The 21627-nt window shown below is 63.5% G+C and carries 21 protein-coding genes; 8 read left to right on the plus strand and 13 right to left on the minus strand.

The window, feature by feature from the left end; all coding sequences use genetic code 11:
• From IVB18_RS15330 to IVB18_RS15350, 5 genes are read right to left on the minus strand one after another with little or no spacing between them, the layout of a single operon-like run.
• Nucleotides 1-1533 (minus strand): ABC transporter ATP-binding protein, encoded by a 1533-nt coding sequence (locus IVB18_RS15330; protein WP_247989879.1) that lies wholly within the window; start codon nt 1531-1533, stop codon nt 1-3.
• A complete protein-coding gene (locus tag IVB18_RS15335; protein ID WP_247989880.1) occupies nt 1530-2213 on the minus strand; it encodes an isochorismatase family cysteine hydrolase in 684 nt (227 codons plus the stop codon). Before IVB18_RS15335 ends, IVB18_RS15330 begins: the two co-directional genes overlap by 4 nt.
• A 25-nt stretch (nt 2214-2238) precedes the next feature.
• Nucleotides 2239-3165 carry an ABC transporter permease gene (locus tag IVB18_RS15340; RefSeq protein WP_247989881.1) on the minus strand — a complete coding sequence of 309 codons (927 nt, stop codon included), beginning with the start codon at nt 3163-3165 and terminating at the stop codon, nt 2239-2241.
• Entirely contained in the window at nt 3165-4277 is a 1113-nt protein-coding gene (locus IVB18_RS15345; RefSeq protein WP_247989882.1) for an ABC transporter permease, read from the minus strand. Before IVB18_RS15345 ends, IVB18_RS15340 begins: the two co-directional genes overlap by 1 nt.
• Nucleotides 4274-5386, minus strand: a complete 1113-nt coding sequence (locus IVB18_RS15350) for a BMP family ABC transporter substrate-binding protein (RefSeq protein WP_247989883.1) — start codon at nt 5384-5386, stop codon at nt 4274-4276. The genes IVB18_RS15345 and IVB18_RS15350 overlap by 4 nt, the downstream gene beginning before the upstream one ends.
• Before the next feature lie 406 nt (nt 5387-5792).
• On the opposite strand from IVB18_RS15350, the gene IVB18_RS15355 reads away from it, so the two are divergent.
• Both IVB18_RS15355 and IVB18_RS15360 read left to right on the plus strand, forming a co-directional pair.
• Nucleotides 5793-7052 (plus strand): allantoate amidohydrolase, encoded by a 1260-nt coding sequence (locus tag IVB18_RS15355; protein ID WP_247989884.1) that lies wholly within the window; start codon nt 5793-5795, stop codon nt 7050-7052.
• A gap of 97 nt (nt 7053-7149) precedes the next feature.
• A complete protein-coding gene (locus IVB18_RS15360; protein WP_247989885.1) occupies nt 7150-8523 on the plus strand; it encodes a hypothetical protein in 1374 nt (457 codons plus the stop codon).
• A gap of 10 nt (nt 8524-8533) precedes the next feature.
• Here the strand turns inward: IVB18_RS15360 and IVB18_RS15365 are convergent, their stop codons facing one another.
• Nucleotides 8534-9853 carry a dicarboxylate/amino acid:cation symporter gene (locus tag IVB18_RS15365; RefSeq protein ID WP_247989886.1) on the minus strand — a complete coding sequence of 440 codons (1320 nt, stop codon included), beginning with the start codon at nt 9851-9853 and terminating at the stop codon, nt 8534-8536.
• Nucleotides 9854-9938: 85 nt separating this feature from the next.
• The gene (locus tag IVB18_RS15370; protein WP_247989887.1) at nt 9939-10952 is read right to left on the minus strand and encodes a formamidase; all 1014 of its coding nucleotides are present in this window, start codon (nt 10950-10952) and stop codon (nt 9939-9941) included.
• Between the two features lie 274 nt (nt 10953-11226).
• Between IVB18_RS15370 and IVB18_RS15375 the strand changes: the two genes are divergently transcribed.
• Genes IVB18_RS15375 through IVB18_RS15385 form a run of 3 tightly spaced genes read left to right on the plus strand, consistent with a single transcriptional unit; the run spans nt 11227 to nt 15183 of the window.
• The gene (locus IVB18_RS15375) at nt 11227-11892 is read left to right on the plus strand and encodes a TetR family transcriptional regulator (protein WP_247989888.1); all 666 of its coding nucleotides are present in this window, start codon (nt 11227-11229) and stop codon (nt 11890-11892) included.
• A 13-nt stretch (nt 11893-11905) separates the two neighbouring features.
• Complete coding sequence (locus IVB18_RS15380; protein ID WP_247989889.1) at nt 11906-13780, plus strand: adenine deaminase C-terminal domain-containing protein; 1875 nt, start codon at nt 11906-11908, stop codon at nt 13778-13780.
• An 11-nt stretch (nt 13781-13791) separates the two neighbouring features.
• Nucleotides 13792-15183: an NCS2 family permease gene (locus IVB18_RS15385; RefSeq protein WP_247989890.1), complete on the plus strand. Its 1392-nt coding sequence runs from the start codon at nt 13792-13794 to the stop codon at nt 15181-15183.
• Nucleotides 15184-15205: 22 nt separating this feature from the next.
• Here the strand turns inward: IVB18_RS15385 and IVB18_RS15390 are convergent, their stop codons facing one another.
• On the minus strand, nt 15206-15427 hold the full coding sequence (locus IVB18_RS15390; protein ID WP_247989891.1) for a hypothetical protein: 222 nt from the start codon (nt 15425-15427) through the stop codon (nt 15206-15208).
• A 351-nt stretch (nt 15428-15778) separates the two neighbouring features.
• Here IVB18_RS15390 and IVB18_RS15395 point away from each other — a divergent pair, with 351 nt between their 5' ends.
• Nucleotides 15779-15961 carry a hypothetical protein gene (locus IVB18_RS15395; RefSeq protein ID WP_247989892.1) on the plus strand — a complete coding sequence of 61 codons (183 nt, stop codon included), beginning with the start codon at nt 15779-15781 and terminating at the stop codon, nt 15959-15961.
• Nucleotides 15962-15985: 24 nt separating this feature from the next.
• On the opposite strand, the gene IVB18_RS15400 is transcribed toward IVB18_RS15395, so the two are convergent.
• The 3 genes from IVB18_RS15400 to IVB18_RS15410 form a co-directional block, all read right to left on the minus strand.
• Nucleotides 15986-17362: a VWA domain-containing protein gene (locus IVB18_RS15400; RefSeq protein WP_247989893.1), complete on the minus strand. Its 1377-nt coding sequence runs from the start codon at nt 17360-17362 to the stop codon at nt 15986-15988.
• A gap of 5 nt (nt 17363-17367) precedes the next feature.
• Entirely contained in the window at nt 17368-18315 is a 948-nt protein-coding gene (locus tag IVB18_RS15405) for a MoxR family ATPase (protein ID WP_247989894.1), read from the minus strand.
• 149 nt (nt 18316-18464) lie between these two features.
• Complete coding sequence (locus IVB18_RS15410) at nt 18465-18665, minus strand: hypothetical protein (RefSeq protein ID WP_247989895.1); 201 nt, start codon at nt 18663-18665, stop codon at nt 18465-18467.
• Between the two features lie 225 nt (nt 18666-18890).
• Here IVB18_RS15410 and IVB18_RS15415 point away from each other — a divergent pair, with 225 nt between their 5' ends.
• On the plus strand, nt 18891-19865 hold the full coding sequence (locus tag IVB18_RS15415; RefSeq protein ID WP_247989896.1) for a quinone oxidoreductase: 975 nt from the start codon (nt 18891-18893) through the stop codon (nt 19863-19865).
• Between the two features lie 39 nt (nt 19866-19904).
• Here IVB18_RS15415 and IVB18_RS15420 read toward each other — a convergent pair whose 3' ends face one another.
• A complete protein-coding gene (locus IVB18_RS15420) occupies nt 19905-20180 on the minus strand; it encodes a hypothetical protein (RefSeq protein WP_247989897.1) in 276 nt (91 codons plus the stop codon).
• Nucleotides 20181-20289: 109 nt separating this feature from the next.
• Nucleotides 20290-20898, minus strand: coding sequence for a S24 family peptidase (locus IVB18_RS15425; protein WP_247989898.1), 609 nt, complete (start codon nt 20896-20898; stop codon nt 20290-20292).
• Nucleotides 20899-21063: 165 nt separating this feature from the next.
• Here IVB18_RS15425 and IVB18_RS15430 point away from each other — a divergent pair, with 165 nt between their 5' ends.
• Entirely contained in the window at nt 21064-21597 is a 534-nt protein-coding gene (locus IVB18_RS15430; RefSeq protein ID WP_247989899.1) for a GcrA family cell cycle regulator, read from the plus strand.
• Nucleotides 21598-21627 lie beyond the last annotated feature (30 nt).

Genomic DNA, 21627 nt, shown 5'->3' on the forward strand with positions numbered 1-21627 from the left:
TCAGTGCCCCGCCATGTGCCGGCCGACCACGGTCAGGTCGGCCTCGCTGGTGCGGGCCTCGTATACGAACTCGCCGTGGAACATGACCACGAGGCGGTCGGAGAGTTCAAGCAGTTCGTCGAGATCCTCGCTGACCAGCAGCACGGCGGCGCCGCGATTGCGCGCGGCCATGATCTCGGCGTGGATCTGCGCTACTGCCGCAAAGTCGAGGCCGAAGCAAGGATTGGCCGCGATCAGCACTTCGACATCGTCGCCGAGCTCACGGGCCAGCACGGCGCGCTGCACATTGCCGCCCGACAGCGCCGAGATCGGCGTATCCGGCGTCCGGGTCTTGATTTTGTACTGCCCGATCTTCTTCTTGGCGTCGTCGCGGAAGGCGCTGCGATTGAGCCACCAGCCGCCGCTGGCGAAGGGCGCGCGATCGAACTCGCGGAAGGCGATGTTGTCGGCGACGCTCATGCCGCCGACGCAGGCGTTCTTCAGCGGCTCCTCCGGCAACAGCGACATCTTGTGGCGACGCATCTGCTCGCGGCTGGCGCGATAAGGATCGCCCGCGACGCGGATTTCGCCGCTCTCTGCGGCGCGCTGGCCCGCCAGCACCTCGACGAGCTGGCGCTGACCGTTGCCGGAGACGCCGGCAATGCCGACGATCTCGCCGGCACGGACCGTGAGCGAGACGTCATGGACGGCCATAGCGCCAGCATCGTCGAGAGCGCGGACCTTTTCCAATTCGAGCCTGGCCTGGCCGGCTTCGCCGGTGCGCGGCGGCTGCACCGTCAGCTCCTCGGCGCCGATCATGGTGCGTGCCATAGCATCGGGCGTGAGCTCGGCCACCTTGCCTTGACCGGCAAGCTTGCCGCGGCGCAGGATCGTGACCTCGTCGGCGAAGGCCATGACCTCGCGGAATTTGTGTGTGATCATCAGGATGGTCAACTCGCCCTTGACGACCATGTCGCGGAGCATGCCGAGCACCTCGTCGGCTTCCGCCGGTGTCAGCACCGAGGTCGGCTCGTCCAGGATCAGGAAGCGGCGTTTCAAATAGAGCTGCTTGAGGATCTCGCATTTCTGCCGCTCGCCGGCGGAGATGTCGGAGACCTTGGCGCCGAGCGGCACTTTGAAGGGCATGCGTGCCAGGAACGCCTGGAGCTCCTTCATTTCCTTGGACCAGTCCACCACGGCCGGCACGTCGTCGCGCGCGAGCACGAGGTTTTCCGCGACCGTCATGGCCGGCACCAGCGTGAAGTGCTGATAGACCATGCCGAGGCCGAGCGCGTGGGCGTCCTTCGGATTGCCGATCGCCTGCTCGCGACCGCCGAGGAGGATGTCGCCTTCGGTGGCGTGGTAGTAGCCCATGATGCATTTGACGAGCGTCGATTTGCCGGCGCCGTTCTCGCCAAGGAGGGCGTGGAACGAGCCCGGCCGCACTTTCAGCTCGACATTGTCCAACGCAAGAAAATCGCCGAAACGCATGGTCATGGCGATGGCGTCGACGCCGAAGGCGCCGCTGGGTGGTGGCGTTTCGCCGATGATCACGAAATCGCTCCGATGAATGCATCCGAGGTCGAGACCGCGCCGAACACGCCGCCCTGCATCTTGATCATCTTCAGCGCATGCTCGTGGTTGCTCTTGTCGGTCGCGCCGCAGCAATCGTGCAGCAGTACGCATTCGAAGCCGCGGTCGTTCGCCTCGCGCATGGTGGTGTGGACGCAGACGTCGGTGGTGATGCCTGACAGCACGATGTTCTCGATGCCACGCACGCGCAGGATCAGCTCCAGGTCGGTCGCGCAGAACGAGCCCTTGCCGGGCTTGTCGATGATGGGCTCGCCGGGCAGGGGCGCAAGCTCCGGGATGATGTCCCAGCCGGGCTCGCCACGCACCAGGATGCGTCCGCATGGGCCGGGATCGCCGATGCCGGCGCCGATCTGCCGCGAGCGCCAGCGCTTGTTGGCGGGAAGATCGGAGAGATCGCGGCGGTGGCCCTCGCGCGTATGGATGATGTGAAAACCTTGGCTGCGCATGACGGTGAGCAGCTTCTTGATCGGCTCGATCGGTGCCCGTGTCAGCGAGAGATCATAACCCATCTTGTCGACATAGCCGCCGACGCCGCAGAAGTCGGTCTGCATGTCGATGATGATGAGCGCCGTGTTCTCAGGCCGGAGATCACCGTTGTAAGGCCAGGCATAAGGTTCGGACTTGATGTAGCGCTCGGGCATGGACGACCTCGTTGCGTGCCGCGTGTTACCGTGTGATCGAGAGTTCAGCGGGGGCGCCGGTCAGCGTCCGCTTCGGCGAGCAGGTGATGATCATGATGGCCAGTGTCAGGATGTAGGGCGCGGCGTTGAAGAGGTGATAGCCGGAGGTAACGCCGACCGATTGCAGCGCCGGGCCCAGTGCTGCGGCGCCGCCGAAGGCGAGCGAGGCCCACAGGCACAGCATTGGATCCCAGCGCGCGAAGATCACGAGCGCCACGGCCGTGATGCCCTGGCCCGATGACAGGCCCTCGTTCCAGCTCCCGGGATAGAACAGCGACAGGAACGAGCCGCCGATGCCGGCGAGGAAGCCGCCGACCATGGTCGCGCGCAGTCGGATCAGGAGCACGGAGTAGCCCATGGCGCGCGCAGCATCGGAACTTTCGCCGGCGGTGCGGATCAGCAGGCCCCAGCGCGTGGTGCGGAAGGCCCAGTACAGGATCGGCGCAAGGGCGACACCGATCAGGAAGAGCACGTTGACGCGTAGCGCCGCGCGTACCTGCGGCATGTCGCTCCACCAGCCAAAATCAATCGCGGGCAGTCGTGGTGCGGTAGGCTCGATCAGCGGCTTGCCGAGATAGAATGCGAGCCCGGTGCCGAACAGCATCAGCGCGATGCCGACCGCGATATCGTTGACGCGCGGCAGCGAGCAGATTCCGGCATGCAGTGCGCCCAGAAGTGCGCCAGTGATGCCGGCGGCGAGCACGCCCAGCCAGGGCGAGCCGGTGAGATAGGAGATGCCGTAGGCACTCATCGCGCCCATCACCAGCGTGCCTTCGAGGCCGAGATTGATGCGCCCCGAACGCTCGGTGATGCATTCGCCCAGGCTCACGAACAGGAACGGCGTCGAGACGCGAACGGCGCCGCCCAGCACGGCGAGCGGGACGGTCCAGAGCCCGATCGATCCGTCTGCCATCAGGACTTGCCTTTCAGGAATCCGATGCGGCCGTAGAGCGCATCGCTTGCCAGCACGAAGACGAAGATGATGCCCTGAAGCACCAGCACGGATGCATCGGGCAATCCCAGGCGACGCTGCAACAGGCCACCGCTGGCACTGATGCCGCCGAGCAGGATGGCGACGGGGATGATGGCCAGCGGATTTTGCCGCGCGAGGAAGGCGACCAGGATGCCGGTGAAGCCGTAGCCCGCCGCGAGATTGGCGTTGGTGCGGCCCTGCACCGCTGCGACCTCCACCATGCCTGCGAGGCCTGCGGCGCCGCCGGCGAGGAAGCAGATGGTCAGGATGAGCTTGCTGACGCCGAGGCCGACGATCTTCGCTGCGCGAATGTTGCCGCCGGCGACGCGCGCGGCAAAGCCGAACACGGTGTGATAGATCAGGATGTAGGCGGCGATCGCGGCGATCAGGCCGAACACGAGGCCCCAATGCACGTCGGTGCCGGGAATGGAGCCGATCATGTTGGCGGCGCCGATCTCGCGCGTTGACGGCTTGTTGAGGCTGGCGGGATCGCGCATCACGCCTTCGACGAGATGGTTGAGGATCGCGAGCGCGATGTAGACGAGCAGTAGGCTCGAGATCGTCTCGTTGACCCCGCGGTATTGGCGGAGCGCGCCGGAGAGCATGATCCACAGACCGCCCCCGATGACGCCGGCACAGACCATGGCGATCTGCACGGCCAACGACGGCATGCCCTGGAGCGCGATAGCTGCGCTCGTCGCCGTCAGTGCACCGATCAGAAGCGCACCTTCGCCGCCGATGATAACCATGCCGAGTTGTGCCGGCAGCGCAGTGCAGAGCGCAGTGAGGATCAAGGGTGCTGCGCGCGTCAGCGTATTCTGCCAGGAGAACCAGGTGCCGAAGGCGCCGTAGTACATGTAGAAATAGAGATCGAGCGGGTTCTTGCCGAACATTGCGACGAAGATGCCGAAGATCACGAGCGCGCCGGCCAGCGCCGCGCCCGGGATCATGATGTATTCAATTGTCGCGCCGTGGCGCTGGAGAAATCCCGCATCGGCGGCCGGGGCAATTGTCCCGACCGCTGCAGCGGGATCCACCGATTCCGTTGTCACGAAGTCGCTCCGATCACGCCTTCGACGAGATAGTCCATCTTCTCGAGTTCGGGATCCTTCTGGCTGCGATCGGTTCCAGCCGCGATCACCGTCTTACCCTTGTTGTCGAGCAGTCCCCCCTTGAAGATGGCGTAGCCGTCCGCGGACAGGAATTTTGCCTTGACGTCGTCGGCATGCTTGCGCGCTTCGGCGGAGACCGCTTCGCCGTAGGGCGAGGTCTTGACGATTTCTTCCTTGAGGCCGCCGCGATAGAAGTTCGGGATGCTCTCGCCTGCGGCGATCATCTTGACGAATTTCGGGTATAGCGCTTCCCAGTTCCACTCCGCACCGGTGAGATAAGCCTTCGGCGCGAGCGGCGACTGGTTGACGTGATAGCCGCACACCATGGCGCCACGGCGCGCGGCGTTCTCGACCATCGTCTTCGGACCGTCGACGTGACAGGTGAGCACATCCACGCCCTGGTCGATCAGGCTGTTGGTTGCTTCGGCTTCCTTGACCGGCATCGACCAGTCGCCGGTGAAGATCACCTGCGTCGTGGCCTTCGGGTTGGCGAGCTTGGCGCCGAGCGCGAAGGCATTGATGTTGCGCAACACCTGCGGGATCGGTTTTGCGGCGACGAAGCCGAGCTTGCCGCTCTTGGAGGTGTAGCCGGCGACGATGCCTGAGATGTACTGAGCTTCGTCGATATAGCCGAAATAGCTGCCGGCGTTCTTCGGATCCTTGTCCGACCAGAGGCCGCCGCAGTGCTCGAAGCGCAGCTTCGGGAACTTGTTGGCCAGCTTGATCATGTGCGGATTGTAGTAGCCGAACGAGGTCGGGAAGAGCAGGGAGGCGCCGTCGAGATTGATCATGGACTCGATCGTCTTCTCGACTGCGTCGGTCTCCGGCACCTTCTCTTCCTCGACGACTTTCAGTCCGGGAATCTTCTTCAGCGCCGCGGCGCCTTGCGCATGCGCCTGGTTGTAGCCGTAGTCGTCGCGCGAGCCGACATAGATGAAGCCGATGGTCGTCTCGGCCGCGAAGGCTGGGCGGACGCCGGCCGCCGCGCCGAGGGTGAGGGCCGCGCCGCCTTGCAACAAATGCCGTCGTGAAATCCTGCCAAAATCCATTGGATGCTCCCTTGGCGGACGGACCGCCTTAGTCTCGCGGCTACACCGGTCTGGCGGAGCCCGGAACAAGATGTCGCAAGCTTCGTGCCAGAGACTATGAAGCGTGCATTTTGATGTAACTTACTGAAATTGCTGTCTATATATACGAACATGAATCCTGACGAGGAAAGCGGCAGATTAATTTGTGAGCAATATTTCTGGGTTGTATGCAATGGAGTTAAGCAGTCTTAACCGGCTATCCTCCGCGTGCATGACGGCACTGGACGGTCTGTCGGCTACCCGCATCCATGCTAACCACGCGCTGATTGGGACGGTGCCGGCCACGTGATTTTTGCTGGCACCGAACTTGTATCGATAGTCGCTGTGGCCGCCGCTGCCGCGGCCTAGAGGATGGAAGCTCGCCGAGATGGGTGCTGGTAACGCCGTTCAGAATGCATCGCTCGGCGAAGAGATCGTGCGTCGGATCAATGAGCTTGGTGCGATCTCGGAAGAGACCGACAAGCTGACCCGCATCTATCTCAGCAAGGAGCTGCGCACGGCAGCGGACCTCATCCAGGGTTGGATGCGCGAGGCCGGCATGAGCGCGCATCTCGATGCGATCGGTAACGTCTGCGGCCGTTACGAAGGCGAGCGGCCGGGGGCGCCCTGCCTGATGCTCGGCTCGCACTACGACACCGTGCGCGATGCCGGCAAATGGGACGGGCCGCTGGGTGTGATCACGGCGATCGCCTGCGTCGCCGACCTCAACCGCCGCGGCAAGCGCCTGCCGTTCGCGATCGAGGTGATCGGCTTTGCCGACGAGGAGGGGGTGCGCTTCGCCTCGACACTGCTCGGCAGCCGCGCGGTGGCGGGAACGTTTGATGAGAGCGTCCTGGCTACGCGCGACCGGGACGGCGTCTCGATGCGCGATGCGCTCGTGCAATTCGGTCTCGACCCCGATCATATCGGCGCGGCCGCCCGGGCGCGGCGCGAGCTGCTTGCCTATCTCGAGCTGCACATCGAGCAGGGACCGGTGCTGGAAGCACAGAACCTGCCCGTCGGCGTAGTCACCGCGATCGCGGGCGCGACGCGGCTAGCCGCACGGCTATCCGGCATGGCCGGCCACGCCGGCACGGTGCCGATGGCGCTGCGACGCGACGCGCTCGCCGGCGCGGCCGAATGCATCGGTGCGATCGAGCAGTTCTGCCGGACCGACGAGAGCGGGCTGGTCGGCACCGTCGGCTATATCCACGCCAAGCCCGGCGCGACCAACGTCATTCCGGGCGAGGTGTCGTTCACCATCGACATGCGCGCACCGACCGACATGCATCGCAAGCGCGCGGTGGCCGATGTCGTCAGGCAGATCGAGGCCATCGCAAAACGTCGGCAGCTGTCGCTTCAGCTCGACGTCACCCACGAGAATCGCACCGCGCCTTGCGCGCCCTGGCTGAAGGAGCAGATCGCGCAGGCGATTGCTGGGGAAGGTTTTCCCGTGTTCGAGTTGCCGAGCGGGGCCGGGCACGACGGCATGGCGATGATTGACATCGCCGATGTCGGCATGATCTTCGTCCGCTGCCGCGGCGGCATCAGCCATCATCCGGATGAGCATGTCGAGCTCGCCGACGCCGACGCCGGCGCGCGGGTTCTGCTCAGGGTGATCGAGAATTTCAGGCCGCGGGAAGGGTAAGGCGAGCCCGTAAGTCACGGGGTAGAGACACGAATCAGGCACGTTTAGAATAGTGACGGCCAGCTCCAGGATCACGAGACATCATTCGACGACGCATATGAACAGTGATATTTCCTTTCCGTCACATCGTGAAAACCGGTTTTACCAGGGCGCGGCCGCTACCTTTGTGGCCAACGCGCTTCAGGCGGTCAATTTTCTTGGCGATCGGTTCCTGAGAAAGCCGCATCATCTGTCATCAGCCATCGAGGACCTTTACCGGCACTCGATGGACAGTGCCTTTTCGGTGACCGAGGCCTTTCTCGTCACCGGGGCGCCGCATGCATCGGCCTATTACCCGCGCGACTTCGCCTGGTTCTATCCCGACGTTCTCGATCCCGAAACCGTCATGGATTCGCAGGATGCGATCCGGCGAGTTCGCTTAATTGAAAAGAGCGTTCGCCTGATGCTGGAGGCGGTTCGCGCCAACGTCGTCACGACGACAATCGTCCCGGCGGGACGCGCCCGGTATCTCGGCGTGAATTATTTCTCGCGCCCTTCAGATACGCTGCTCGGAATTCTCGCCGGTCTGCAACAGATGATAGCTGCTGACCAGAAAGCGTCGTCCTATCTGGCGATGTCACATTGCGCTCATGCCGGCCGCCTGTTGCTGGCCGAATACGGCGTCGACCTGAAACGGGCGATCTTGCAGCTCGCAAGCGAGCTGGAGCCGTTCCATGACGACGGCATCCGGTATTTGCTTTGCGACGTCAGCGCGCCTCGTTCCGCGGCGACGGACACCCGCGCCGAACGCAGGCGCTTCGTCACCAATGCCTGCGTCTACACGACGTTCGTGTGGGGCGTGCGGCTCGGAGTCGTCGACGAGAATGAGCTCAAGCCGCTGCTCGGGCGCGAGCTCTCGCAGTACAAAGGGGACCTTCTCCGTCTGTTCGGCAAGAGCGGCTATATCAGGCATTCCCTGGATGGCCCGGCGAGTTCTCCGGTGTCCTCGATTGCTCTGGATTTCGTCAGCGTGCATCGCGGATTTTGGGACCTGAACGAGGCGAGCGAACGCGCGCTGTTTGCGGCCACGACGGACCTAGTCATCGCCGAACCGCGGTTTCGCATACCCGGGACATCCCACTTCCTGGTGTCCGCGGATAATCCGCGGAACAAGATGATCCACAAGATTGCGGCTCCCGCCTACCAGGGACGTTCCTCCTGGCCGACGTTCAACGTCGAATTTGCCGATCGCATGCTGGACTACGATCAATTTTCGGGTCGCGACATCTACCGGTCCTGCGCTCAAGGGATATTGAGGGACATTCGGACCGCGACTGAAGTCCACGGCGGATATCAGGAGCTGTTGTCGGAACAGGGCCTGAAGTATCGCACCTGGGCCTACAAGGGCGCCGTGGCGCATTCCTGGTTTCCGCGTTTCCTTTCCGTCTGGAGCAGGGCGTTCGGAACGCCCTTGCTCCATTGGAATGATTGATCCGCGGACGTTACCCCGCGGTCACATCCACCAGCTCCCCACCATCGAGAACCTTGGCTGCCTTGGCGCGGTCGAGGTCGCCTTCCCAGGCGGCGACCACCACTGTCGCAACGCAATTGCCGGTGAGGTTGCCGACCGCACGCGCCATGCCGATGAACCAGTCGACCGAGAGCACCAGCACGAGTCCGATCGCTGGAATGCTCGGCACGGCGTTCAGCGTCGCGGCCAAGATCACGATCGCCGAGCCCGGCACGCCGTGGGCGCCCTTCGACGTGATCAGGGAGACGCCGAGAACCAGCAGGAGATCGCCGAACGACAACGGCGTGTTGGTCGCCTGCGCGATGAAGACGACGGCCAGCGTCAGATAGATCGAGAAGGCGTCGAGGTTGAAGGAATAGCCGGTCGGGATGACGAGCCCGACGACGGAGTCCTTCACCCCCATGCGCTCCAGCTTCTTCATGATCTGGGGCAGCACGGCGTCGGAGGACGCGGTGGCGAGCACGATGGTCAGCTCTTCGCGCAGATAGGAGAGGAACTTGAGGATATTGATTCCGGCGAGCGCCATCACGCTGCCGAGCACGCCGAGCACGAAGATGCCGACCGAGACATAGAACAGCATCACCAGCGAGACGAGCTGCTTCAGCGAGCCGACGCCGTATTTGCCGACGGTATAGGCGACCGCGCCGAGCACGCCGAGCGGAGCGACCCGAACGATCAGTCCCATGACGCGGAACAGCACGGTCGAGGCGGCATCGATAATGGAAGTCACGAGCTTGCCCTTCTCGCCGCCCACCAGCGCGAGCCCGACGCCGAACAGCACTGCGAAGAACAGGACCTGGAGCACGTCATTGCGCGACAGGGCGTCGAACGAGGTGCTCGGGATCACATTGAGCAGGAAGGAGCCGATGCCGCCGCCCTGCAGCTTGTGGGCGTTGTCGGCATAGGTGTTGAGGGCCTTGGCGTCGAGCGTCGAGGGATCGATGTTCATGCCATGGCCGGGACCGAAGAGGTAGGCGAGCACAAGGCCGACCACAAGCGCGACCGTCGTCATCACCTCGAAATAAAGCAACGCCTTGACGCCGACCCGGCCGACCTTCTTGAGGTCACCGGCGCCGGCAATGCCGTGGACGACGACGCAGAACACGATGGGCGCCACGATCATCGAGATCAGCTTCAGGAAGGCGTCGCTGAGGATCTTGAGGCTGATGGCGAAGTCCGGGACAGCCACGCCGAGGATAATGCCGAAGATCAGCGCCGCCAGAACCTGGACGAACAGTGATGTGTAGAGCGGCTTGCGCTCGGCCGCTGGGGCCGCTGCAATGGTCGACATGATGACTCCCCCGTTTTGACGACGTCTTGGTCCTCAAAAGGAGCAACAACCGTGCCAGAAGGTCGCGGGTTTCGCCGAAAACGGCCTATTCCGCCGCCTTCGCCGTCTTGCCAAACATCCGCGTCGGTGCCGAAAAGCCGCACGACGTGCCGTCGGTGACCTTGACCTGATCCTCCCATGGCAGGCGGAAGGTGCCCGCAACCATGTCCTGCATGAACGTGTAGGGGCAGTCCATTGCGCCGCCCTTCACCGCGACGTAGCCGCGGTGCCAGAGCTGGTAGATGTTGTTCTCGACGCCCCAATTGATGCGCGCCTCGCGCACCAGGTCGGGCCGCACCTCGGCGGTGATGATCTCGTCGGCGCGGCCGGTGGTGCCGTGTGCCAGCACACTGCCGTCGAAATTGACGATCATGCCTTCGCCCATGGAATCGAACGAGCCGTCGGACCCGCACATGCAGACATTGGCTGTGACCATCAGGTTCTGGAACGAGTTGGCCTGGTTGGTGAAGCGCCAGGCGTCACGGATCGGCGCGGTGTAGCCGGCGGTGCGGATCATGATCTCCGCGCCCTTGTAGGCGCACTCCCGCGCCATCTCCGGGAACATGCCGTCATGGCAGATGATCAGCGCGATCTTAGCGCCCTTCGGCCCCTCGATCACGGGAATGCCAAGGTCGCCCGGCTCCCACGGTTCGACCGGAATCCAGGGGTGGAGTTTCCGGTAGTAGAGCCTGATCTCGCCGTGGTCGTCGATGATCAGGCCGGAGTTGTAGGGATTGCCGTGCGGGTTGAACTCCATGATGGAGAAGCAGCCCCAGATCCCATTGTCGATGCAGGCCTGCTTGAAAGCCGCGACCTCAGGCCCGTCGAGCCGGCACATGATCTCGGGATTGGTGTCCATCGAGAGGCCGTGCAGCGAATATTCGGGGAACACCACCAGGTCCATGGTGGAGAGATTGCGGCGAGCCTTGCCGACCATCCAGACGATGCGCTCGGTCTGCCTTGCCAGATCGGCCCGGGTCACGACGTTCGGTAGTTGCAACTGCACGAGCCCGATGACGACGCCCTCAGGCGATTTGTTCAACCCGCCAAGCCCGTTCATGATTGAAGTTCGTTCATGATCAGCTCCTTTGCTGGATGCAACCGCTGGCGACGCGCCCGCGTGATCTATCGGGAGCCAAGCAAATCCGATTTTTACGGACAGCAAAAGGCCATTTCTCAGGCGGTCGTGTCTGCTGGTCCCGATCTCTGGGAGCCCTGTGGGCGTCTTGCACAGCCATCGCGCCGCACGCGGGCGTACCCCGCATATTATTGAGGCGCGAGGTGCCTCGAATGTCGTCTTGACCCGCCGCGACGGCCGATGTCAGAGTTATGACATGAGTGCAGTAAAGCGACACAGCCCAAATCTTCGCGACGAATATGCCGAGCTGACGCGGCAGCGCATCGTTGCGGCCTTCGTCGAGACGCTTGAGGATGATGCTGCCGACGAGGTCTCGATGGCTGCCGTCGCCAGGCGTGCAAAGGTTGCCGAGCGCACCATCTATCGGCACTTCAAGACCCGCGCGGAGCTGTTTGCCGCGGCCGGTGAGTGGATCGAAGACAATGTCTTCGGCTACGTTCCCTTTTCCTCACCGGACGAACTGCCGGATATTTTTCGCAAGCTTTGCAAGAGCTTCGATCGCCATCCGAATCTGGCGCGCGCGATTGCCATGACCCGGGTCGGCCGCAGCGTGCGGGCTGGCTTCCGGCGGCACCTGATCGACCAGCACAGCAAGGCGATGGCACCTCTGGTGCGGCACCTCAAGCCGAAGGAGGTTCGCCAGGCCGAGGCGCTGGCAGCCTATCTCAACAATGTGCTCGCCTGGAGCGCGTTGCGCGAAGACTTCGGCATGTCGAGTGCCGAGATTGCCGACACGATCGACTGGGCGCTCACGACGCTCCTGAAGGAAATCCGGCAGCGCGACGCTGCCGCGGCACGGCTGCATTCCGACAAGGCTGGCAAGTCGCCGCGGAAACGAGCCGCCGCGAGAGAGCCGTCATAGGGTGCAACAGATCATGACAACCTCGAACGAGATGCCGGACGACCTCTTGATCAACGCGGCCGATGAGGTTCGCATCCGGCAGGATCTGGTGCTGACGGCGCTCGGCCGCCGCCCGGCCGATCGGAGCTTGCGGGTCGGCCGGCTGCTCGACGTGCACAGTCGCACCTGGAGCGAAGATCAGGAGATCGTGTTCAAGGGCCGACGGATCGCATGGGTCGGGCCGGCCGGAAGCTATCCCGGCGAAGTCCGCGAACGCGTGCATCGGCCCGATCTGGCGGCCGTTCCCGGCTTCGGTGAGGTGCACAAGCATATCGAAAGCTCGCATCTGACGCCGGAATGGGAGGCCGCGCTGGTGCTGCCGCATGGCAATACCTGGACGTGCGAGGCGAGCCACGAATTCTCCAATGTCAACGGCGCACGCAATCTCGAATTCTGGTTCGAGGCACGTCGTCGCGGATCGCCGCTAAAAATCTTTCCGCAACCCGGATCGGCGGTGCCGCCCACGGCCTATGAGTGGGGCGGCGGCTGGTATGGTCGCGAGGAGCAGGCGAGCTTCATGAGCGAGAGCCTGATGGTCACCGGGCTCGACGAGGTGATGGACTGGCCGGCGGTCTGGAATCCCGACAATCCGTCCTACAAGCGGCTATGGGGCATGATCGAGGCCACGTTCGCGGCCCGCGGCGTCGTCGAAGGGCATGCCTCCGGTCTGCGGGACCTGCCATCCATCAACGCCTTTGCCGCGGCGGGGCTCGCCTCCGACCATGAAGTGCAGACGCCGGAGGAGACCTGGGACAAGCTCACCCGCGGTCTCTTCATCGAGTTGCGCGTCTACGCCATGCCCGAGATCGTCGCCTGGCTGCTCGCCAAGGGTTTGCAGGACTGGTCGCAGATCGCCTTCACCACCGACGACCGCAGCGCCAGCCATACGCTCGAGCTCGGCGCGAGCGATCACAACGCGCGGGTCGCGATCGAAGCGGGTCTCGCGCCGGAAGTCGCGATCCAGTGTCTGACCATCAATCCTGCGCGGCACATGCGCATCACGCCGTTCGTCGGCAGTCTCGCCCCGGGGCGTTTTGGCGATGTCGTGCTGCTCTCGGATGTCGCCAAGCTGACCATTGCCGAGGTCTGGGCCGACGGCGCGCAGGTGTCCGAAGGCAAACGCTACCTGGGCAAGGTTCCCGAAATCTCCTGGCCCGATTGGGCAACCAGAACGGTGAATATCAAGCGCGAGATCCAGCCGGAGGACTTCGAGCTGCCGGGCGCACCCGGTCGCACCACGATGAAAGCCGCCGTGATCCGCCCGTTCCATTGGCATCCGGAGTTCTACACCCTCGAGCTGCCGGTGCGTGGCGGCGCCGTGCAGCGCGATGAGAGCGAGGCCATCACAAAGTTTGCCATCGTCGATCGCTTCTCCGGCGACGGCCGGGTTGCAAAAATGTTCTGGCGTGGCTGCGGACCGCGCACGCCGGACACCGCGCTTGCCTGCTCGGTCGCGCACGACAAGCACAACATCTGGGTGGTCGGCTCGTCCGACGCCGCGATGGCCAAGGCCGTGAACGCGCTGGTGGAACGTCAAGGCGGATGGGCGCTGGTGCGCGAAGGCGAGCTCGTTGCCACCGTGCGGTTCGAGGTTGGCGGATTGATGAGCTGTCGCTCGGCGCAGGTGCTCGATGCCGACATGCAGGCGCTCTATGCGGAGGGCCGCAAGGTGGACTGGATGTATGAGCCCACCTTCCGGCCGCGCTGGTATCCCGGATTTCCGGAACGCCTGATGTTCGCGACGCTGACCTGCGCGCCCTGGAGCTGGGTGCTGGTCGCGCCCTGCGAGCAGGCGCCGCTCGGGTTCATCAACGTGCAGACCGGCGAAGCGCACCCGGTGGTCTGGTAGGAGCGACCGCGATGAACGAGATGACGCCGCCGCAATCGGCTTCCGCAGAGCCGACGTCGAACTCGGCCACAGGCCTGCTCGACCGCATCTTCCGCCTCACCGAGCGCGACACCAGCGTGAGCCGGGAAGTGATGGCGGGCGCGACCACGTTCGCGGCGATGGCCTATATCATCGCGGTGAACCCCGCGATCATGTCCAATGCCGGAATGGATCGCGCCGATCTCGTCAGCGCCACCGCACTCGCCGCCATCTTCGGTTCGGCGATGATGGGACTCTGGGCCAACCTGCCGCTCGCCGTTGCGCCGGCGATGGGCTCCAACGTCATCTTCACCTATGTGATCGTCAAGCAGATGGGCATGCCCTGGCAAGGCGCGCTCGCCATGGTCGCTTTTACGGGCGTGCTGTTCCTGATCCTCAGCCTGTCGAAGCTGCGCGAGCGCGTCGCACGCGACGTTCCCGAAGCGTTGAAGGTCGGCATCCAGGCCGCGGTCGGCACCTTGATCGTGTTCATTGCGCTGCGCGGCGCGGGCTTCGTGGTGCAGAACCCCTCGACCTATATCGCCATGGGATCGCTGCGCAGCCCGCCGGTGCTCTTGACGCTCGCAGGTCTGCTGCTCACGCCGGTGCTGGTGGCGCGACGTGTTCCAGGGGGGCTCATCCTGTCGATCGCCGTGCTGACCCTGATCGGCTTCTTCGTTCCCGGCGCAAACGGCAAGATGGTGACCTCGGTGCCGTCGGCGATTGTTTCATGGCCGCGCTGGCCCACCAGCACCTTCATGGCACTCGACGTCGGGTACCTCGTCAGTCACTTCGTCGTGGCGCTGCCGCTGCTGTTCTACTTCCTGTGCGCCGAATTCTTCTCGACTCTGGGAACGCTGATCGGCGTGACCGGTGCCGCCAATCTGCGCCGCCCGGATGGCTCGATCCCGAATGCCACCGCCGCCTTCGCCACCGATGCGACGGCGTCCATCGTCGGCCCGCTGCTCGGCACGTCTGTGGTGACGGCCTATATCGAGTCGATCACCGGCGTGCAGGCCGGGGGACGCACCGGCCTGACCTCGCTGACGGTCGCGGCGTTCTTCTGCCTCGCCTTGTTCTTCTGGCCGGTCTTCGTCATCATTCCACCGCAAGCAACCGCGCCCGCGCTGGTGCTCGTCGGCGTGCTGATGATGCAGGGCCTCGCCCGCATCGACATGACCGATCTCGTCAACGCCGTGCCCATCGTGCTTACGCTGCTGGTCACCGTGCTGACCAACAATCTCATCAACGGAATGGCGCTGGGGACGCTGAGCTATATCGCATTGGAGGTTGCGATGGGCCGGCGATCGCGGATTCCTGCAATGGTCTGGGGCCTCGGCGTGGTGTTCATCGCTTATGCGGTCGTGATCGCACAGATCTTTTGAGATGCCCGGACGTCGCGAAAGCCTAGGCCACCAGATCCAAGAGCCGACACGATCCGCGCACCAGCACCTTACGCCCGGTCGGCGTCATCGCAGGTACACCGTCGTTAACGACGACAAGTCCAAGCTTGACGAGCCCTTCGACAACATAGGCCTTCAAGAGGCGACCGTTCGGCAGCGGGTTGCGAAGCGCGCGCAACGCCTCCCATTGGTCCGGCGAGAGATCGAAGTCGACGTCGTTGCTCATGTTGCCTCAAACGATAGTAACGTTCACGCGCCCCCTGTTAGCGGCGCTGCATGAAGACCATGCGACGACAATGAGTCCGGAATTCGTTGAGCTGTTTAGAACGTCTCTTCACGAATTGCCGCGTTGCGTCACAAGAGTTTAAGATCGTTTGCAGACGAATATCGTCCCGATCTCCGATCACTTATTGATGATTTGTTCTTGATCGTGCGACGGCAGCTACCGCAGTGCACGGGAAGAACCGCTGTCCCATTCTGCGTTGCGATATGCACAGAAAATCATAAGACGAGAGGTTGGGGACTCTGTTACGCTGATTCGTGGTGATTGGGCTTCACACGACAGGAGTGTGAGTGCATGAACAGGCTGGCGGAAATTCGCAGTCAGGAATTCCTGTGCCGGGAGCGCGCCGCGCTGGATTCGGAGCGCCGGGTTTTCTGGCTTGCGCAGGCGGAAGAGTGGGAGCAGCGCGCGCTCGACGAAATCGCGTATCACTTTCGGGAGTGCAATCTCGTCCGGGTCGAACTGACGGCCGCCTGACGGCAGAGGCGAGCCGATCGCGGCTTACTGATAAGTCGCCACGATATCGGACACCGCGCGCTCGAGCTGCTGGGCGGTGGCGCATTGGCGCACGATGCTGCAAAAGGTCGCGTAGCGCGGCATTTCCGAGTCGCCAAAGCCCCAAGCGAGACGTCCCTCGGGATTGAGCCAGACCAGCCGTTTCGAGCGTTCGGAGATGCGGCGCAGGATGTCGGCGCGCGGGTCGAGGTTGTTGCTGCGGGCATCGCCGAGCACGATCACCGTGGTCTGCGGTGTCAGCGTGCTCATGAAATCTTTCTCGAAATCGACCAGCGACGAGCCATAGTCGGACGAGCCGAAGCCGACCTTGGACATGATCTCGGCCATCGCCTCTTCCGGCGACTTCGACTCCAGGATGTCGCTGACCTCGATCAGATGCGAGGAGAAGGCGAAAGAGTGGACGTCGTCGACCACTTCATGCAGCGAGTGTATCAGGAGCAGGAAGAAATCGGAGACCTGCGCGACCGAGCCGGAAACGTCGCAGAGCGCGACGATCTTCGGCCGATCACGGTGCTTGCGCTTCCACGCAGTGAGGAAGGGGACGCCGCCCCAGGCCGCGTTGCGACGCAGTGTGCGGCGGACGTCGAGATGGCCGCGGCGCTGACGCTTGCGCGGTTTCGAATAGCGCTCGCGCAGGCGCCGCGCGATCTGGCGGATGAGCGCGCGCATCTCCGCGACCTGACGCCGTTCGATGCGCGCGAGCGGCGCGTTGCGCAGGATCTCGTTGCGGAGGTTTTCGGCCTCCTCGCGGGCATAGAGCGCAAGCCCCTGCGCAACGGTGTCGCGCACGGCTTCGCGCAAGGCATCGAGCGCGGCCCGAAGCCGCTCGGCCAGTGCCGGGTTGGTCGCGGTCAGCTCGTCGAGATCGTCGCGCAGGCGTTGGAGGCCCATGGCGTCGAGGATGCGGCTGGAGAAGATGCCGCGCTGCGTGGAGTAGCGGATGTCGGACAGAGAGGCTGCGCCGGCGGCGCTGGCGATGGCGGCTGCGATCGAATTGCGATCTTGCGACAGCAGCATCTGGGCGAGGGGGCCCAATTCTGCGGGAGGCGAACCGCCGCCCGCATCGCTGGCGGGGCCGGATGAGGAAGACTGATCCGCGTCTTGCGAAGTGTCGTTGCTGTTGGCCTCAGGCTGTTCTTGCCGCGGCTCCGGCTGGCTGAAGAACAGATCAAAACAGTCGCCGAGCGCGAGCTTCTCATCCTGCGACTTGGCGAGCGTCAGAAGCAGCGTGTCGCGCAGGATGGCACGGTCGGACAAGCCGACCTGCGCGACCGCGCGCATCGCATCAATACTTTCAGCAGGCGAGACATGGACGCCGGCACCGCGCGCCGCCCGAAAGAAACGATGGATATTCTCGCGCATCGGCGTCAACCGAAGACGTTGGATCGTGCTGCCTTGGCAATGAAGGTCGTGATTTGGGGCTGAGCCGCCTCGATGTCGGCCTCGTATTTCAGGAGCACATTGAGCGTGTCCTTGACGATCTCGGTGTCGAGTTCGGCGGCCTGGAGCAGCACGAGCACGCGCGCCCAGTCGATGGTCTCGCTGACCGAGGGCAGCTTCTTCAGGTCGAGCGAGCGGATCTCGTGGATGAAGCCGACCATCTGCCGTCGCAGCGTCTGCGAGATGCTGGGTACGCGGCTCTCGACGATGCGCTCCTCCAGCCGCTGCTCGGGGAAGCCGATATGCAGATGCAGGCAGCGCCGCTTCAGGGCGTCGCCGAGATCGCGTTCGCTGTTGGAGGTGAGGATCACGGTCGGCGGCGTGATCGCGGAGACGGTGCCGAGCTCGGGGATCGTGACCTGGAAGTCGGACAGGATCTCCAGCAGCAGCGATTCAAATTCCGCATCCGACTTGTCGATCTCGTCGATCAGGAGCACGCAGCCGCCCGGCTGCTCGAGCGCCTGAAGCAGCGGCCTCGGCTCGACGAACTCCTTGGAGAAGAACACGTCGCCGAAATCGTGGAGCTGCTCGAGCGCGGCGCGCAGTGTCTGCGCGCCGCCAAGGACTTCGCCGAGCTTGTCCTTGAGGATCTGGGTATAGAGAAGCTGCTTGGCGTATTTCCACTCGTAGAGCGCCTTGGCTTCGTCGAGGCCCTCGTAGCATTGCAGGCGGATCATCTTCATGCCGCGCCAGGCGGCAATCGCTTTGGCAAGCTCGGTCTTGCCGACGCCCGCGGGGCCTTCGACCAGGATCGGCTTCTCGATCTGTTGCGATAGATGGACTGCAGTCGCGATCTGCCGGCTCGCGATGTAGCCTTGCGCAGCGAGGCCGCTTTCCACTGCCTCGATCGCAGTCGAGGGCTTCTGTTCAGCCACGAATGGGCGCTCCCAAAGGTCTTGCTTGAGGCTCGTTCTGCCTGCGTTCCCGGCAAAGAACAAGCCTCGTTTGGGAGGGGCCAGACCCGCGCGAACGGCCGCTTTTTCCGCTTAGCGCAAAATACTAGAGCGATTGGCCGATCGCGCAATCAGTGCTGCAGCAACTCCGGCTTGCGGATCGTCTGTCTCACCTCGGCGCCGCAATCGGCACATTCATAGACGAAGTCGATCTTGGCAAGGCTCCAATGCGGCTCGACCTCGCGTACATACATCGGCAGGAACCCCATGCAGGAGGGGCAATTCACAGGCGCGATATCGATGTCCTGATGATGCTGTACATAAGCTGGCATCTCGGTTCTCCTTCGCAGGCGACCACCAAACCCCGCGCAGAATCTACTGCCGGTGGCGCCGACGCCGTCATCAACTCTTTCGAACAGAGGAGGAACGGCGGACGTTTGCCGTGCGCTGTGACATTCTTGTTACGGCTCTCTACTGTAACGGGCGGACCAAATGCCTATTTCACAGACCGATCCGCTTTCCACGGACCTTCACTGCAACGATAAGGGAGCAACCCCATGACGCATGCCATTCGCTTTCACAAGACCGGCGGTCCTGAAGTTCTGGTCTGGGAGGAAGTCAGTGTCGGCAAGCCCGGACCGGGCGAGGCGCGTATCCGCCACACCGCCGTCGGTCTCAACTTCGTCGACATCTACAACCGCTCGGGTGTGTATCCGGTGCAATTGCCAAGCGGCCTCGGCAGCGAGGGGGCCGGCGTGGTCGAGGAGGTCGGGCCCGGCGTCACCGATCTAAAGTCCGGCGATCGTGTCGCCTATGGCGCCTCGCCGCTCGGCGCCTATTCCGAGGCGCGACTGATCCCCGCCGACCGGCTGCTGAAGCTGCCTGACGGTGTCGACGACAAGACCGCGGCTGCGATGATGTTGAAGGGACTGACGACGCAATATCTGATCCGGCAGACCTATCGGGTGAAGGCGGGCGACACTATCCTGCTCCATGCGGCCGCCGGCGGCGTCGGCCTGATCCTCAGCCAGTGGGCCAAGCATCTCGGCGCGACCGTGATCGGCACGGTCAGCAACGACGAGAAGGCGAAGCTGGCCAAGGCGCATGGCTGCGACCACGTCATCATCTATACCCGCGAAGACTTCGTGAAGCGGGTCGACGAGATCACCGGCGGCAAGAAGGTGCCGGTCGTTTATGACTCCGTCGGCAAGGATACGTTCCTGAAATCGCTGGACTGCCTCGCGCCGCTCGGCGTCGCCGCGCTGTTCGGCGCATCTTCCGGCGCCGTCGAGCCGCTCAATCTCGGCCTGCTCGCGCAGAAGGGCTCGCTCTACGTCACGCGGCCGACGCTGTTCACTTACGCCGCCAAGCGCGACAGCTTGGTCGCGATGGCCGGCGAGCTGTTTGACGTCGTCAGGTCCGGTGCGGTCAAGATCGAGGTGCGCCAGACCTATCCGCTGAAGGACGCCGCCAAGGCGCATGCCGATCTCGCCGCGCGCAAGACCACGGGATCAACTGTGCTCCTGGTGTAATGTCCAGCCGGCTCGTGACGCAGGCCGTCAGTGCCTGCGTTACGTCCGTTCGTGCTTGCGCAAGTCGCGGGCGTGATCGAGCCGGATCGCCTGGAGATCGATATCGTCAGGCTGGATTTGGGGGAGGGCGGCCTCAGTCAGGATGGCCTCGGTCACGTCCTCGACCGAACTCTCCACGACCTCGTGGATGAACGAGATGTTGCGGTATTCCCCTGAGGCGATGCGGGAGATGACCTCCCGCCGGGTGATCTCGGGATCGACGACCGCTTCGCGGCCGCGCCGCCCATCGTCGATCATCACGACGAAATACTGCATGGAATGATCCTGCCGTGCTCCATGGTCGGGAGCACGGCATAGAGTATTTCCGAAAAACGGAAACAAGTGAAGTTCAATTTCTAAAAATCGGAAATCGCCCGACGGGCGCCTACTTGCCCTTCTTGCGGGGGCGCGCTGACTTCGCGCGCAGCCGCTCGAGCTGGCCCTTGGGCATGGAGATGCATATCTCCCCGACCCAGTCCAGCTTCACGCCGACAATCGGCTTGGCGTTGAAGCTGGTGAGATTGACGACGGAGGGGGTTTTCCCCCGTTCGATGGTCTTCAGGTAGCGCTCGCCGGTCTTGAGCCGGACCGCGGCCTCCTCGCCATAAAAGCTCGACAGCGGGTGGCGCTGGTCCTTGTAGACCACGATCACGTCGCCGCTCTCGTATTTGGGCAGCATCGAATCGCCGACGATCTCGAAGGCTACGGTCTCTTCCATGATCGGGAAGGGCAGCGCAATATCGCCAAGCCCCTCGGGAGGAACCTGTTCATAGTCCGGCTCGATCACCGCGCCGGCGCCGACCCGGCCCATGATCGGCGCAAGATTGAGCTCGAGATATTCCATGATTGGAATAATTTCCGACGCCTTCACCAGGCGCTCGCCGCCGAGGATCTCCGACACCGCGCCCGGCCGCACGCCCATGGCCGCGGCCAGGCCGCCCTTGCTCTTGCCCGTCTTCTCCAGGCCCCGCTCGATCATTGCAACGTCCAACATGGTGATTCCCTCGATTGCCCATGGTCTTGCCTCTTGTAATCCGAAATTCGGAATTGATGCAATTATGAATATCAGAATTGTTGCTTGACTTATGTTTCGGAATACCGGAATGTACGTTTCGCCTCCAGATCGTGCGATCAGAGAAGCGCATCACAGGACAGCAGCATGGAACCGAGCTATTGGCCGTCGGAGCACTCCGACGCGCTTCGCGACTATTTTCTCAAAGGGATGTCCTATGCGGAAATCGGAAGGGAGATTAACGCAAGATTTGGAACGGCTTACACACGCAATGCGGTAGTCGGCCGCGCCAAGCGGCTCGGACTTGCAGCGCCCACACGGGTGACAAGTCCGTCGATCGTGCCGTCCTTGCACGGCGAGTCCTGTCTGCTCTCGCCGCGCCATGCAGCGTTGCCGTATTTAAACCTGCCGCCGAAATCCGCGCTGAAGCCGGCGGCGCCGGTCAGGTTGCACTGTGTTGGCGTCCAACCGCGCCTGGTTCCTCTGGTCGAACTTGGACCGGTCGACTGCCGCTATCCCTATGGCGGCGACAGGGATGGGGAGGAGATCACCTTCTGCGGTCATCCGCGCCAGCCAGGCTCGAGCTATTGCGCGCCCCATCTCCGCCTGACGCGCCGACCCGGAAGCGCCTCCGCGCGCAACGCGGGTCGTGTCGTGCTGAAGCTCGTCTCCGCCGCCTGACGGCGCTGTCACCCGTTCAATCGTCTATTT

Source organism: Bradyrhizobium sp. 186, from assembly GCF_023101685.1.
Taxonomy (GTDB): domain Bacteria; phylum Pseudomonadota; class Alphaproteobacteria; order Rhizobiales; family Xanthobacteraceae; genus Bradyrhizobium.